12 protein-coding genes are annotated in these 14,381 nt (G+C 67.6%); 7 read left to right on the top strand and 5 right to left on the bottom strand.

The window, feature by feature from the left end:
• Positions 1 to 209: 209 nt before the first annotated feature.
• Positions 210 to 1,037: a transposase family protein gene (locus ACMCNO_RS22435; RefSeq protein WP_412751433.1), complete on the top strand. Its 828-nt coding sequence runs from the start codon at positions 210 to 212 to the stop codon at positions 1,035 to 1,037.
• Positions 1,038 to 1,680: 643 nt separating this feature from the next.
• Here ACMCNO_RS22435 and ACMCNO_RS22430 read toward each other — a convergent pair.
• From ACMCNO_RS22430 to ACMCNO_RS22420, 3 genes are all read right to left on the bottom strand, one after another.
• Positions 1,681 to 1,923: a hypothetical protein gene (locus ACMCNO_RS22430; protein WP_412751432.1), complete on the bottom strand. Its 243-nt coding sequence runs from the start codon at positions 1,921 to 1,923 to the stop codon at positions 1,681 to 1,683.
• A 146-nt stretch (positions 1,924 to 2,069) separates the two neighbouring features.
• Positions 2,070 to 2,966: an ADP-ribosylglycohydrolase family protein gene (locus ACMCNO_RS22425; RefSeq protein ID WP_412751431.1), complete on the bottom strand. Its 897-nt coding sequence runs from the start codon at positions 2,964 to 2,966 to the stop codon at positions 2,070 to 2,072.
• A gap of 330 nt (positions 2,967 to 3,296) precedes the next feature.
• Positions 3,297 to 3,794, bottom strand: a complete 498-nt coding sequence (locus tag ACMCNO_RS22420) for a TolB family protein (RefSeq protein ID WP_412751430.1) — start codon at positions 3,792 to 3,794, stop codon at positions 3,297 to 3,299.
• Positions 3,795 to 4,612: 818 nt separating this feature from the next.
• On the opposite strand from ACMCNO_RS22420, the gene ACMCNO_RS22415 reads away from it, so the two are divergent.
• The 5 genes from ACMCNO_RS22415 to ACMCNO_RS22395 all read left to right on the top strand — a co-directional run bounded on the left by ACMCNO_RS22415 (position 4,613) and on the right by ACMCNO_RS22395 (position 10,766).
• Positions 4,613 to 5,428 (top strand): hypothetical protein, encoded by an 816-nt coding sequence (locus ACMCNO_RS22415; protein ID WP_412751429.1) that lies wholly within the window; start codon positions 4,613 to 4,615, stop codon positions 5,426 to 5,428.
• The gene (locus tag ACMCNO_RS22410; protein WP_412751428.1) at positions 5,350 to 6,990 is read left to right on the top strand and encodes a putative bifunctional diguanylate cyclase/phosphodiesterase; all 1,641 of its coding nucleotides are present in this window, start codon (positions 5,350 to 5,352) and stop codon (positions 6,988 to 6,990) included. Before ACMCNO_RS22415 ends, ACMCNO_RS22410 begins: the two co-directional genes overlap by 79 nt.
• Before the next feature lie 237 nt (positions 6,991 to 7,227).
• Complete coding sequence (locus ACMCNO_RS22405; protein ID WP_412751427.1) at positions 7,228 to 7,569, top strand: RidA family protein; 342 nt, start codon at positions 7,228 to 7,230, stop codon at positions 7,567 to 7,569.
• A gap of 305 nt (positions 7,570 to 7,874) precedes the next feature.
• A complete protein-coding gene (locus ACMCNO_RS22400) occupies positions 7,875 to 8,741 on the top strand; it encodes a GNAT family N-acetyltransferase (RefSeq protein ID WP_412751426.1) in 867 nt (288 codons plus the stop codon).
• Between the two features lie 645 nt (positions 8,742 to 9,386).
• A complete protein-coding gene (locus ACMCNO_RS22395) occupies positions 9,387 to 10,766 on the top strand; it encodes a TolB family protein (RefSeq protein ID WP_412751425.1) in 1,380 nt (459 codons plus the stop codon).
• A 498-nt stretch (positions 10,767 to 11,264) separates the two neighbouring features.
• Here ACMCNO_RS22395 and ACMCNO_RS22390 read toward each other — a convergent pair whose 3' ends face one another.
• Together ACMCNO_RS22390 and ACMCNO_RS22385 are read right to left on the bottom strand one after the other, a co-directional pair.
• Positions 11,265 to 11,549, bottom strand: a complete 285-nt coding sequence (locus tag ACMCNO_RS22390) for a hypothetical protein (protein ID WP_412751424.1) — start codon at positions 11,547 to 11,549, stop codon at positions 11,265 to 11,267.
• A 334-nt stretch (positions 11,550 to 11,883) separates the two neighbouring features.
• A complete protein-coding gene (locus ACMCNO_RS22385) occupies positions 11,884 to 12,765 on the bottom strand; it encodes an AraC family transcriptional regulator (protein WP_412751423.1) in 882 nt (293 codons plus the stop codon).
• Between the two features lie 337 nt (positions 12,766 to 13,102).
• On the opposite strand from ACMCNO_RS22385, the gene ACMCNO_RS22380 reads away from it, so the two are divergent.
• Complete coding sequence (locus tag ACMCNO_RS22380) at positions 13,103 to 14,218, top strand: serine hydrolase domain-containing protein (RefSeq protein WP_412751422.1); 1,116 nt, start codon at positions 13,103 to 13,105, stop codon at positions 14,216 to 14,218.
• Positions 14,219 to 14,381 lie beyond the last annotated feature (163 nt).

The raw sequence follows: 14,381 nt of genomic DNA, 5'->3' as shown, positions 1-14,381 counted from the left end.
GTTCATCTCGCGGGCGAGTAATGGCCGGCTACCCGGCCGGAGTCCGTGGCGGCGGTTCGCCTGGAGCTACTGACGTGATCTCAGCGAGGTTTGCTGGCCAGGTGTGAGCGACACGGGTATATGGGGACCGTCTGGACAGTGCTGGATACAGGCGCGGAGCCATCGATAGACCAGTTCTTGCGAAGGAAACGGTCTGCGAGAGGCTCCACGTGATCGCCTATGTTGCCATGCTCGACGTGCCCAGGGATCTGGTGCATCACCTCGCCCGGCTGTTGGCCGCGGAACGCCGTGCTCGTCGGACCCGGCGCGGTACCCGCGCGTTGACGAGCTTCTACCAGGCGCTGCTGGTCCTGATCTGGTTTCGCAAGGCCGGGGACACGAGGCTGCTCGGCGCCGGGTTCGGCGTCTCGAGAGCCACCGCGTACCGCTACGTGGCCGAGGGCATCGCGGTACTTGCCGCCCGCTGGCCGGATCTGCACGAGGCATTGCAGCGGGCCGCCGACCAAGGCTGGGCGTTCGTGATCCTGGACGGCAAGTTGTTCGACTGCGACCGCCTGTCCGAGACCACTACGAGTGTCAAAGGCGCCGCGATCGACGCCTGGTATTCCGGAAAGCACCGCGACTTCGGGGCGAACATCCAGGCGATCATGCGTCCGGACGGCCTTCCGATCTGGACCTCCGAGGCATCACCGGGCCATCTGCACGACCTGACCTGCGCGCAAAGGCTGGGCGTCACTGCCGCGTTGAACTGGGCTGCCGCCGAGATCGACCTGCCCGCTCTGGCCGACGCCGGCTACGACGGTGCAGGTCACGGCATCAAGACCCCGACCCGGCAACCCGCCGACGGCAAACACCTCGCCGTGGCCAACCGCGCCGTCAATCGGCTACGCGGCCTGCGCTGGCAAGGCGAACGCGGCTTCGCCATCCTGACCGGACGCTGGAAAACGCTACGCCACACCACCACCAGCAGCCCTCGCCGGATCGGCGACATCGTCGCAGCCGCACTACACCTGACCACTTCGAATACCGCTATCTGACCGAAAGTCGCTGAGATCACCTCACTAACGACCTACGAACGTAGTCCGGTTGCTCGTGGCCGGCGCGATCGGGCGGAGGTCCACGAAGAAGTCTTGCTCTGACCCGTAGCCATGGGGCTGGGTGACTAACTGGGTGACAATCGCCTGGGACAGCCCCGGACGCTTGTGGACGGCTGAGGAAGCTTCCACCAAGTGGCGGCATGTGTCGCGGCATGTCGTCGACCCCGCTTGTTGCCTGGGGGTCAAGAGGGCGCAGGTTCAAATCCTGTCAGCCCGACAGAGTGTTTCCGCAGTTCAGAACGCTGGTCCCGATCTTGGGCCAGCCCTTTTTCGTGTTGCTTGGGGACCACGAGAGTCAAGTTTTGCGGGTGGTGGCGCACCTTGACCGGTGGTCAAGCAGGCGGCCTCAGTTGCCGGTCCGGTGGGTCGACCCGGCTGTGCCGGTCGTGGTGACCATGGGCGTTACCAGAGCCCGCCTACCGGCCAGGCACCTCTCGAACAGCCTCCCGGGGCATTTGGTCAAATCTTTGGCCAGCTCGGCTCCCGCCATTCGCGGAACTCCTCGCTCCCACCAAGGCGAACCAGAAGCTCGAATTTCCACGCCCTCCTGCAGGAGAGCCCCGGAATTCGGCGTCAGTATCGGTCACTCGGTCACCGAAATCGGCGAACTCTGGAAACGAGCAAGATCCTCGTTGTTCAACAGCTGGTCGATCATCCCGCGGACCGAGAGATCATTCTCGTATTCGTAGATGTTCATGTCGTACCCGCGGGAGCATTGATCGACATACGACGGCCACGCATCGACGAAGTCCCTGGCCCTTCGAAGCCTTGACCAGCCGTTGTCCTCCGCTATGCGCGCAACCGTCACATCAAAAGAGTTCGTCATGAGCACTCCAGACGTTTCTAGGACCAAGCCCCATGCTGTCTCGACTGGAGAGCCGGTACGCCAATTCGTACACAGTGGCCAGCCCCAGCGGTGTGTCGACGGCGTCCGGATCGACCAACACGGGGGTGATCTTGATGTGGACGGGGCTAGCTGTTGGCCCACGTTGGCAGCGGCTCGCGTGCGGTGAGCCAGGGCGGGGGAATGCCACCCGGGCCGGTGCCGGTGAAGGTGGCGACGATGCCCCCAACGATGGAGGCGGTGGTGTCCACGTCACCGCCCGCCTCTATGCACGCCAGGACCGCCGCGGGGTAATCGTGCAGGAAGGTTGCCGCCGCCCACAGAGTGAAGGGCACCGTGTCCTGCGCCAGCACCCGCGCTCCGTTGCCCAGTTGGTAGGCGGCCTCGGCCACGCTGGCCCCGAGCAGGACCACGGCGCGCCGGATGCCCGCGCTGATACGGCTCTCGACGAGGTGCTCCAATACCGCCTGCAGCAGTGCGTGCGGCTCGGGCCGGTGATCCACTCGCCGGGCGGCACCTGCTTCGGCAGCGGCCACGGCCACTGCCATCGCGCCCAGCACTGCCTCCGGGTGAGCGTGGGTCACCTCGGCCGAGCGCATCGCGCGCAGCGCCGCAGCCCGGGAGTCACCGGCGTAGAAGGCACCCAGGGGCGCTACACGCATGGCTGCGCCGTTGCCCATGGAACCCTGACCGTCGAAGGCGGAGCGTGCTACCTGCCGCCAGTCGGCTCCGTCACGGATCTGGCGGAGGATGACGATCGCACCTGCGCCGTAGCCGCGGTATGGCTCGTACCGCTGCGCGAAGGCAGCAGCCAGGCGGTCAGCGTCGATGTCGCCGCGTTCCTGAAGCTCGCTGACGATGGTGCAGGCCATCTCGGTGTCATCGGTCCAGGGCCAGGGGCCGTGGGGCGGGCGACCAGCTTCCAGCTCGGCGTAGGAAGTGCCTGGGACGAAGAACTGCGCACCAAGCGCGTCGCCGACTGACAGCCCGTCCAAGCTATCGCGGCAAAGATCAATAGCAGCCATGAAGACACCATCATGCCAAGCGGTTCGCCCAGACGGCAGATGGGGACCATTTGGGGACCACACGTCGTGCACGACTGCGCGCGGCCTGCGTAAGGTCACACCACCGAACGTGTGGCATCGGGTGTGACGTGCGGAAACACTTACCCCAACGGCCTGGGGATCAAGGGCTCGCAGGTTCAAACCCGTCAGCCCGACCGTACTCAGGCTCCTGGTAGCCCGACTCCCGCGTCCGCTCAGCTCAGCCCCCACCGCATTGAGCACAAGATCGTGAGCCTGCCTTCGGCCTGATTTGCCTGCACGACCGATCGACTGGACTACGTTGAGATCGTGTTAGGAGCTTCCGCCCGTGCGTCCGACCGAGATCAGGCGGGTGGTGCGACGAATCAGGTCGCGCACGAACAGGTCGGCTTCCCCGTTGGTGTCGCCCGGCACCAAGTTGGACGCTTCGGAGTAGAACACGACGTAGCGGCCGTTGCCGGTGATGATCGGCGAGGTGCTGGCGGCATTGCCTTGCAGACCGGCACGGCTGACGCTTACTCGTCGTGTGGTCTTGCGGAGCAGGTCACGAACGAACACGTCGGTCTTCCCGTTCGTGTCGCCCGAGACCAGGTTCGAGGCCTCCGAGGAGAACGCGACATAGCGGCCGTTGTCGTTGATAACCGGCGAGTGGCTGGCGGCGTCGCCTTGCGCACCTGTGGAGCTGAGGCTGGCACGGTTGATCGTGCCGCGGGTGAGGTGGCGGACGTACACATCGGTTCGGCTGTTGGTGTCGTCCGGCACCAGTTCCCCACCCGAGTCGAACGTGATGTAGTGGCCGTTGTCGCTCATCGCCGGGTAGCCCGCGACACGAACCAGGTCGCGGACGTGTTCGTACGCGATCTGGCCGCAGGCACCACGCGCCTGGTCAGCGTTGCCGGGAGCGCCTAACCGGTCCCGCCGTCCGGGTGAACCACAATCCGCGTGGCCGCAGCCAGGGCACAATTCTGCCGGTCGCGGCGCTCGTACAACGCCCGCCGCATCCAGCACGAGCTGGACTACCTCCGCCTCAGCGGGTACGTGACCGCCTGGCACACGTTTCAGGCCGACCACAGCGAGCCGACACCGTTTGCCTGCTCGGCCGGCGGCGGGCTACCACCGCTCCACCGCGTCGGGGAACCTCACTGCGCCTTCATCTGCTGGCGCCGACTGATCAACTGGAGCACTCGGAAATCGGGGCAGGTCCACTGACGCGGAACTGTCAGGAGGAACGGTGATATATGGGTTGCCATCCGTTTGTCCTGTGTTGTTGACGATCAGAGGGCGCCGCACTTGCTACCTCCGGCCGCAGGTGTTTCTACCTTGGGCCGGCGCGGGTCGCCGTGGCCTGTAGACGGGCGTACGTGCGCACGCACGCCGTTCTGCCCGGCGAGGTCGCATTCGGATGTCCGCCTGTCCGCGGACAGGGTGCGGGCCGCTGCCGTGATCTGGATTTCGGATCAGTTCGTTGATCTTTGGGGGCGGCGGGCGGGATGAGTTGTTGACCACCCGTGCCCGCCGATCCCCGTGGCCTTCATTAGGGCTCATCAGGCGCGTCTGGTGGATCCGAGACACCGTGCGTGATACGGGCTCGCACCTGGATGACAACCGGCGGTCGGTATCCATGGGATATGAGCCGCGACACGTTGCTCAGTCCGGCGCGTGGCGTTGCGGACGAGGGCCTGCATCGCTGGTACCTCGGCATCGGCGCTGTCGCGTTGGTGGGCGGGGCGCTGCTGCCCCCGGCCGTGCGGGTCTGGGTTTACGTGGCGGTGGCGGCCTCGGTCATCGCCGCCGTAGCCGTGGGCGTGCGTCGGCACCGGCCGGTCTGGGCCGCGCCCTGGTGGTTGCTGGCCGCGGCGGTGGCCATGTCGCTGTTCGCGAACGTGGGCTGGGCCGTGGCGATGGGCCCCGCCGGCGTGCCGCGGTTCCCCTCCGTCGGCGACGCCTGCTACCTGGCCACGCTGGTGCTGATCGCGTCGAGCGTGTACCGGTGGGTTCGACCCGCCGAACAACGCAGCGGCGCGGTGGACGCCGGGATCGTCGCGCTCGGCGGCGGCGCCACGCTGTGGACACTGGTGCTCGCGCCCATGCTGTTCGACGGCCGCTTCGCCGGGCTGCGCCTGGGAAGCTACCTGTTCTACGTGTGCGTGGATCTGCTGATCCTGGTGCTGACCGTACGGGTCGTGGTGATCTCCCGGGTACGCACGCCCGCCTACCGGCTCATGGTCGGCGCGGCCGGGTTACTCGTGGCCACCGACACCGTCAACTACGCGCTACTGCTAGCAGGTGAAGGCCGGGACACGCTCACCGCACTCGGCTGGCTGGGAACGTACCTACTCATCGGCGGCGCGGCGTTGCACCCTCGATGGCGCGCAGTACCGGCAGCATGCCGGGCAACCCGTCACCGGCGTCACGCCGCCGGTTGGCGACCTATGTGTCGCTGACCGTCGGTGTCAGCGCACTCAGCACCGTCAGCATCGCCGCCGCCGCCCTGCCCGCCGGTCTGTCGGCGCGGTTGATCGTGCTGGGGATCCTCGGTGCCGCGATGTCGGTGCTGCTGATCGTCCGGTTGTCGCAGCTGGCCACCCTGCTCAACCGCCGGGTCCATCTCGACGCGCTGACGGGCCTGGGTAGTCGCGTCGTGCTCCAGGACTGCCTGGACGAAGCCAGCCGCCATCACCGGGTGCTCCTGCTGGTCGACCTCGACGGTTTCCGGGACTTCAACGACGCGTTCGGCCACCAGGCCGGCGACGTCCTCCTCACGGAGACCGGCGGCCGGATTCGCGCGGAAGTGCCCAGCAGTGCCACCGTGGTCCGCTTGGGGGCGGACGAGTTCGCCGTGTGCGCGCTCGCCGGCGACGACCTCGACGGCAGCGGGCTGGCCGAGCGGATCCTCACCGCGGTGCGCCACCCGTATCGGGTGCGGGGGCTGACCGCTCGCCATTTCAGCGCCAGCATCGGCGCCGTGGCCCTGCCGGCCGGGCAGCCGTGCTCGCCGGCGCTGCGTGACGCCGACCTGGCGTTGCGCCTCGCCCGCACCCGCGGCGGCGATCAGGTCGCCGTCTTCGATCCCGCGGTACACGCCGAACGGCTCGCCAACGCAGAGCTGGTGGCACAGATGCACCACGCCGTCGAGGCCGGCGAGTTCGAGGTGCACTACCAACCGATCATCGATCTGGCCACCGGCGACATCGCGGCCGCGGAGGCGCTGCTGCGTTGGACGCGCCCCGACGGCACCCGCATCCCTCCCGATCAGTTCATCCCGCTGGCCGAGCAGGGTGGCGCCATCACCACCATCGGCAACTGGGTGCTACGCCAGGTCTGCACGGATCTCCGCCGGCTCTGGCCAGAGCACCAGGTCGCCGTCACGGTGAACGTCTCCGCCCAGCAGCTGCGCGACCCGCTGTTCGCCGGGCACCTGCTGAACCTGCTGGACACCTGCGCGGTACCCGGACGTGCCCTGATCGTCGAAATCACCGAGACTGTACTGGTCACGTCCGTCACCGACGCCGCGACGGTCATCGCGCAGCTGCAGGCACTGCGCAAGCACGGGGTGCGCATCGCCATCGACGATTTCGGCACCGGTTACTCGTCCCTGGCCTACCTGCGCGAACTGCCCGTCGACATCCTCAAGATGGACGGCTCCTTCACCGCCCAGCAGATCGACAACGGCGGTACCCGCGAGATCGCGTTCATCCGCGCCATCCTGGAGCTCAGCCGAAGCCTGGGCCTGATCACGATCGCCGAGGCAGTCGAGACCGCCACCCAGGCCCAACGCCTACGCGACCTCGACTGCACCCTCGCCCAGGGGTACCACTTCGCCAAGCCCGCTCCATTCATGAACCTCCGCGCGTTGCTGTTGTCAGAGTCCGGCGAGCAACAGCAGTCCGGCGACCACGAGGCCGACCTCGACCAGCAGGACGAACGTCGCGTCGCTGATGCGTCCCACGATCTTCTTCCCGGCCCGCGCCCCGGCGTGGGCGGCCGGGTCAGTGCGGCGCCGTAGAGCAGGACCCGGCCGTGGGCCAGCAGCGCCGCGCCGGCGACCGCGAGGGGTACTGCGCCGGCGGCGAACCAGCCCACCAGCGCGCCGGCTCCTGGTTCGGGTCCGGCCGGGTGCTCGGCCCCCCGGCCACCCACGCCGCAAGTAGGCGCCCTCCCTCACGACGCCGCGAAGCTGAGGATCGTCCCTCACCCGAGTGGAGGCCGGACCGCCTTGTCGGCAGTTGGGCACAATAGGTCGATGATCGAGAAGTTCAGTCCTCGAACGGTGCATGAGCCGGCGGGCTACAGCCACGTGACAATCTCGACGTCCGGTCGGCTCGCGCATTTGGCCGGTCAGTGTCCGCTAGATCTGTCCGGCGCGGTGGTCGGCGAGCCCGGTGACTATGCCGCCCAAACTGAGCAGGTGATAGCGAACTGCCTGGCGGTATTGGAGGCGGCCGGATCCAACCCGGCCGAGGTGGTTCGGTCGGTCATCTACGTGGTCAGCGCGGACAGCGCGATCCTGGCCGCGGTGTGGCGACAACTCAACGCCTCCGTGCTGGCCCGGCCTTCGCCTCCGCCAGCACGCTGTTGGGCGTAGCATCGCTCGGCTACCAGGGCCAACTCGTCGAGGTCGACCTCACCGCCGCGTTGGCAGACTGACGAGTTTGATGGGGATGTAAGTATCCCCGATCCGGACGTCAGTCAGCTCCACCGACTACTCAGCGTGAGCAGCGGCGAAACGGATCACCAGCCCGCAGCCGCCCCAGAATCGGAGTGCTCCGCGTCCCCGACCCATGCACATTTCGGCGTACCTGTACGCCGACGCGCTCGCGCGTTGTCCCCGACGCGCGGCGCCGCGAATTGGGAGTGCGTCGCGGGCGGGCAATAGGATTGGATCGTCACATGCATGTCGACCTTGCGACGCCGGATCCCCACGCGCTCGACGCGATCCTGTCCGACTTGGCGTCATGGCAGCAGGACGGCCTCCCGGTCCAGTTGCATCCGGGCGACCTCGGGTGGCATTGGCGTTTCGGACCAGCCGCCCTGGCCAAGGCCCTACGAGTCTGGACCGTGAGGGGGACCGTCGTAGCGGTCGGGTTTCTGGACCAGGCGTCGCTGATCCGGATGGGTGTCACGCCATCAGCAGCCCAGGATGAGGACCTCGCGCAGGCACTCGTGGATGACCTTGAGGATCCCACCCGGGGGGTCCTGATGGGCGACAAGGTGATCGTGGAAGCCCGTTTCGGTGTGGCCTTACGTTCACTGCTTCACCAGCGCGGCTGGGTCAATGACGAGCCGTGGACGCCGCTGGTCCACGATCTACAGGAGCCCGTCGAGGTCCCCGATTTGCGCGTGGAGATTGTCGGTCATGACCGGGTCGCTGATCGGGTCGCGGTGCAACGCGCGGCCTTCGACCGCTCGACCTTCACCGCCGACCTGTGGGCCGTGATGTCGCAGTCGCCGGCATACCGGCAGGCCCACTGCCTGGTGGGCTATGACGGCCAGGACAACGCGGTAGCGGCAGCCACCGTGTGGTCAGCCGGCGAGGGCCGTCCCGGTCTCCTGGAGCCCATGGGCGTTCACCGCGACCATCGCGGTCACGGCTACGGCACCGCGATCACCCTTGCCGCAGCCTCGACCCTGCAAGACATGGGCGCTTCCAGCGCCACCGTCGCCACCCCAACATCGAACGGGGGCGCTGTCGCGACCTACGCATCCGCTGGCTTTCATCGCATGCCCGCAGTCACCGATTTCGCTTTTGCCCGTTGACCTAACACGTTCAGCAAACGCACGGTCATCGGCCTGCAGTCCGCAGTGCTTGTTCTGCCCACCTGCGGTCGGGGAAGGTACGAACACCGGATGATCGCGGGTTGGCCGTACTCGCTCATCGCCGCATTGGTGACCGGCCGCACATCCTGGACCGCGTTGCTGGACGCGGTGCGGTCGCCACCCGGCGCGAACGTCACCGCGATGACGTGCGTGCAGATCCGTCAGATTGTCGACCCGGCTCACCGATGCGGGTTTCCTGTCCCTCGCCAGATCGGAGAGAGCCGCCGTAACCGGAGCCTCGCCGCGGAACCGGTTCCGTCATCATCCGGCCGAAGCGCACCGGCGTCTCCTCGGGCGACCCCGCCGCCGTACGGAATGGCTGATCGATCCCGGCGCAGCTCCGCAGTTCGTCGACTGTCGGCTGGACCAGCCAACGTGAGGAGGCCTGCAGCCCCGGTCCCGGCCGACGCAGGGTGTGCACGACGGGCGCTCTGCGCTGCAGTGGCTGGGCGAACACTTTCGCAGGACGTAGGCGTGTTTGACGCCGTGAGCGGCCTATCTGGACTAGTTGTTGAATTCCGGGGCGATGCGTTCGTGGTTCTGCCGCAGGTGAGGTCCCCGTCTGCTACGTGGAGGGTGAGAAGGGTGACGGCAGTGTGCTCGTTTAAGGAGCGGAAGGCGTGCTCGGTGCTGCTGTCCGCAGTGCTTCTCACGGCGGGAGCGTTCGCCTCACCAGGCGCGGCACACGCGAGCATGACTGCAGAGTTGGCAACTTGCACCGGTGGGGAGGCACCCGGGAACGCTGCCAGCTTCAGCCCTGCGATCAGCGCCAACGGCCGCTACATCGCGTATCACTCGAACGCCTCCAACCTGGTGAACAACGATCGCAACGGAGTCGGTGACGTCTTCGTCCGGGACGGCAGAGTGTGCCGCACAGCGCTGACCAGCATCGGTTCCGGCGCGGTCCAGGGCAACAACTTCAGCGATGCCCCATCCATCAGCGCCGACGGCCGGTACGTTGCCTTCGCCTCAGTGGCCGCCAATCTGGTGAACCGCGACACCAACGCTGCCAGCGACATCTTCGTACGAGACCGGAAACGCGGCACCACCACGCGGGTGAGCATCAGTTCTTCCGGAACCCAGGCGAACGGCCCGAGCTACCGGCCGGCCATCAGCGCTGACGTCCGGTACGTCGTCTTCTCGTCGCGCGCGTCGAACCTGGTGCCCGGTGACACCAACGGCACAGGGGATGTGTTCCTCCGGGACCTGCGGCGCGGCACCACCGAGCGGGTCAGCGTGAGCACGACTGGCCTCCAGGCCGACGGCAACAGCGCCGGGCTGGACTTCCAGGTGGCAGCCGACACCACAGGACGCTACGTCGTCTTCGGCTCCGAGGCGTCGAACCTGGTGGCCGGTGACACCAACGGGGCCCGCGACGTGTTCGTACGCGACCGCAAACGGCGGACCACCCAGCGCGTCAACGTGAGCTCCGACGGAAGCCAGGCCGACGGTGGTACCAGCGGAACCCCGGCGATGAGCGCGAACGGCCGGTTCGTCTCCTTCTCCTCCAGCGCCGCCAACCTGGTCAGTGGCGACACCAACGGTGCCTTCGACATGTTCGTGCGCGATCTCGTGTATGGCCGCACTGAACGGGTCAGCGTGAGCTCGGGCGGCGCCCAGTCCAACAACACGTCCGTCGGAGACGGACAGGCGATGAGCGCGAACGGCCGCTACGTCACGTTCCTGTCCGCCGCCTCCAATCTCGTGCCCGGCGACAGCAACGATCAGTTCGACATCTTCGTCCGGGACCGTCAGCGACGTGTCACGCAGCGGGTCAGTGTCAGCACGGCCGGAGCGCAGACCGACGACTACAGCGTCAACGAGGCCATCAGCGCGAACGGCCGGTACGTCGTCTTCGCGAGTCTCGCGTCGACCCTGATCCCGGGTGACACCAACCGTGATTACGACGTGTACGTGCGCGACCGCCGGCTCGGCACGACGAAGCTGGTCAGCGCCGCGGCGTAGAGCCTGCGGACAGCCGCCGGGTGGTCGGGCGACCCCAGCCGGGCGGCATGCGGGAACCTCATAGCGGATACCGGATCGGTCGTCTCGCCCATCCCACTGCTGATGTCGGGGTCTTCTCGATCCACACTTCAACGTCTCACGGGTCGGCGCGGTCCGGAAGCCCAACGGCGAGTGAGGCGGCGTAACTGAAGGCTGGGCCGTGACTGCACGAGCCGCGCGACCTGGTGGGACGTGCAAATCTCACCGAAAGGTGGTCGTCGTTCCGGTTGCGGCCTCGAATGCACGGAGCTAACAAATGTATGGACATCGGGTTCATAGCGGAACGGCCCGGTCCCTACAATGGGGGCTGGCCCGACAGCCTGTCGAACTCGCCGTCGGCGTTGCGGCGCACCAGGTTGGCGGGGGTGGTTTGTGGCCGGGTGGGGCGGGGGCGTACTCGTAACGACCTTGTGCGCAATGGGGGATGGGGTTTGTGAGCTGCGCTGATCCGGTCGGTGGTTACCAGGTAGGGCCGGATGAGCGGTCGGAGACGGGTCCGGCGACGGCATTGATGGTGTCGGGTAGGAGTTCGCGGCGGCCGGTGAAGCGTTGCAGTACGCGCCACCACTTGTGCTCGGCGATGGCATGTTCCACCGGGATGCGTTGCGACGACTGCACCTTGCGGGCGCTCTGCCACGGGGCGTGGAGCTCGGCAGACGCGCCGGGACGCGGCTTGAGCGGTGGCGCGCTCACCTGATCGGGATGATCGCGGGCCAGGCCTTGGTAGCCGGCATCGACGAGCAATTTGCACCGTGGGACGCAGTTCCAGCAGCGCCTCGATGCCTTCAGTCCGTACTGCGGTGGTGTCGTGCATACGCCCGGGCCGGGTGCCGCCGCACCACAACGTCGCACCGTGCTCGTCAGCGGCCACCGTCGTCTTGATGGTGTTCTGCTTGAGCTTGCCGGACACGAACGCCTTCCGCCCGGCGCGGCCGGCCCGTGGCCGGTTTGGGGCAGGCCCGCCCGGCCTCGACCCGGGCGGAGGTATCACTGTCGGGGACTGCTTTCGCGCCGCACCGGCATGACCCCTACGCCGTCGGTGCGCATCCGCGCGCAGGCAACGTCCAGGCGCCGGTATTCACGTCCCGGCGCTCCCGCTGCCCCGCTCGACCGGGATCCACAGCTGGGAGGCGGTCTCGGCACCTGTTTCCACCGGTCGCGTCCGCAGGAGCTCTGGACCGGTCCGGCTCGTGTACGGGTTCGAGGGGAACCAGTGCGTGAACACGTCTCGCCACAGCTCCTGGAGGGCGCTCGGATAGGGTCCGTGGTTGTCGAAGACCGCCCAGGTCCCGGCCGGCACGTCGAGGGCGTCGAGCTCCTCGGCGGCCGTCTCGGGCCCAGTCACGACGCCGATCCAGTAGTCCGCCTCAGCGCCCTCTTCCCGGCTGTCGGTCAGGTACACCACCGCCGACAGGATGCCGTCTGGTTCCCGGCCGGCCAGCTCCTTCATCCGTACGATTGCCTGCCTGTCCAGGCTTTCCAGGTGCGCCGTGGCGGCCGCGTTGACACCTTCCTGCACGAGCGGGAGCCGGGCCTTCTTGCCGACGACCCGAAACGGCTCCTTCTCCACGATCCGGTACCGCATGGTGGTAGTTCCTTCGACGACGACACGGAAGGACATGCGCGGCTGTGCCGTGAGCACGGCACCCGTGCGCCGGGCCTCGCCCGGCCCGATGCCGTGCACCGACCGGAATGCCCGGGCGAAGGCCTCGCCCGAGCTGTACCCGTACCGCACGGCGACATCGAGCAGCGTCAGCTCCCCGGCCAGCACCTCGGCTCCGGCGAGCGTCATTCGTCGCCGCCGCACGTACACCGGGAGCGGCATCCCGGCAAGCGCGGAGAACAGCCGCCGGAAGTGGTACTCCGACACTGCGGCGATCCGGGCTACCTCGCCCATGTCGACCTCCCGGTCGAGGCAGGCCTCCAGGTGGTCCAGCGCCTGATTCAGCCGCTCCAGCACGCGTACCCATCCTTCCTTTCCTGTGTCTCCACGGTAGGGAACGCCCCCCACTTCCAACCAGCCGCAGGAGCCACAGCGGCCGCACCCGAGCCCCCACCGGAGTCGCCCCCCCCCCGGCACACGGCACCGTGGCGGTCATCGGCGCAACGTCTGAGGCCGCCGACCAGGCCGATCGCTGGGCAGACACAGGAGCGGTCGACCGAGGGCCCGGCTGGCCGACCGCGCGGTCGTCAGGCCGCCTTGCTGGAGTAGTGAAGACTTGGATCGCGTCCCGCCCGACAAAACCAGTGCGGGAATTGTCGGGTGGGAAGCCCTGGCGTCATCGAGGCTTACGCCCATGACTGATGTTAAGGGGTTCTGCGAGCCGCGGTTTGATGCAGTCCAGGCGGCCCTTGCAGCTTCACTTGGCAAGGACGACGTGGGTGCCTCAGCGGCCGTTTACATCGATGGCGAGCCGGTGGTCGACATCTGGGGCGGGTATGCCGATGCGGACCGCTCCGTCGGCTGGGAGCACGACACCCTCACCGGCGTGAACTCGACCACCAAGAACATGACCGCCCTGTGCGCGCTGATCCTGGCCGACCGGGGCCAGCTCGATCTGTCTGCCCCGGTCGCCGCCTACTGGCCCGAGTTCGCCGCGGCCGGCAAGGAGAACGTGCTGGTGCGGCACGTGCTGTCGCACACTGCGGGGCTTCCGGACCTGTCCGGGCTGACGGCGGTTGAGCAGCTTTACGACTGGGAGAGCGTGACGGCAGGGCTGGCCGCGCAGACGCCCGAATGGGAACCCGGAACGGCCGCCGGCTATCACGCGCTCACCTTCGGCTTCCTCGTGGGCGAGATCGTCCGCCGCATCACCGGCCGCAGTCTCGGCGAGTTCTTCTCCGAAGAGGTGGCCAAACCGCTGGGCGCGGACTTCCACATCGGGCTTTCCGCCGAACATGACCACCGCGTCGCACCGCTCATCCCGCCGCCATCACTGACCGACGAGTACGCCGCCAGCGCGCCCCCAGGACCGGATGGTGCGCGCCGGGAAACCACCGGTGCCGCGATCCGGGTCAAGGACACCAACTCGCTGGCCTGGCGCCGTGCGCAGATCCCCGCGGTGAACGGGTTCGGCAACGCTCGTTCTGTCGCCCTTGCCCAGTCGGTATTGGCGAACCAAGGTTCGGCCGCAGGCGTGCGACTGCTGTCCGCCCAGGGTTGCGAGCCCGCGTGGCAGGAGGTGCTCCGCGGTGACGACCGCGTGCTGGGGACACCGATGGCCTGGACGGTGGGCTTCGGTAAGTTCGGCAACACCTTCGGCTGGGGCGGCTGGGGCGGCTCGATGGTCGTGAACGATCCCGGATCACACATGACGGTGGCCTATGTCATGAACCAGATGATCGACCGGGACCGGCAGGAGGACAACCGCGGCATGGAGATCGTGATGGCCGCCTACAGCGGCCTGCGCTGAAAGACAACAGGGCGACCTGGGCCCGCACAGGCCGCTCGCTCACTTTCCCGCACGAAATTCGCAGTGGGCGGGGCTGATGCCAGTCGCGCTCGACGGCCGGTGGCCTGCGGCTCCGATGCCCGTCGATACCAAACGGCCGTTGTCTACCACTTCCCAGCGATTC

The organism is Krasilnikovia sp. M28-CT-15, assembly GCF_047159595.1.
Taxonomy (GTDB): Bacteria; Actinomycetota; Actinomycetes; order Mycobacteriales; family Micromonosporaceae; genus Actinoplanes.
This window is presented reverse-complemented; position numbering and strand designations above follow the sequence as displayed.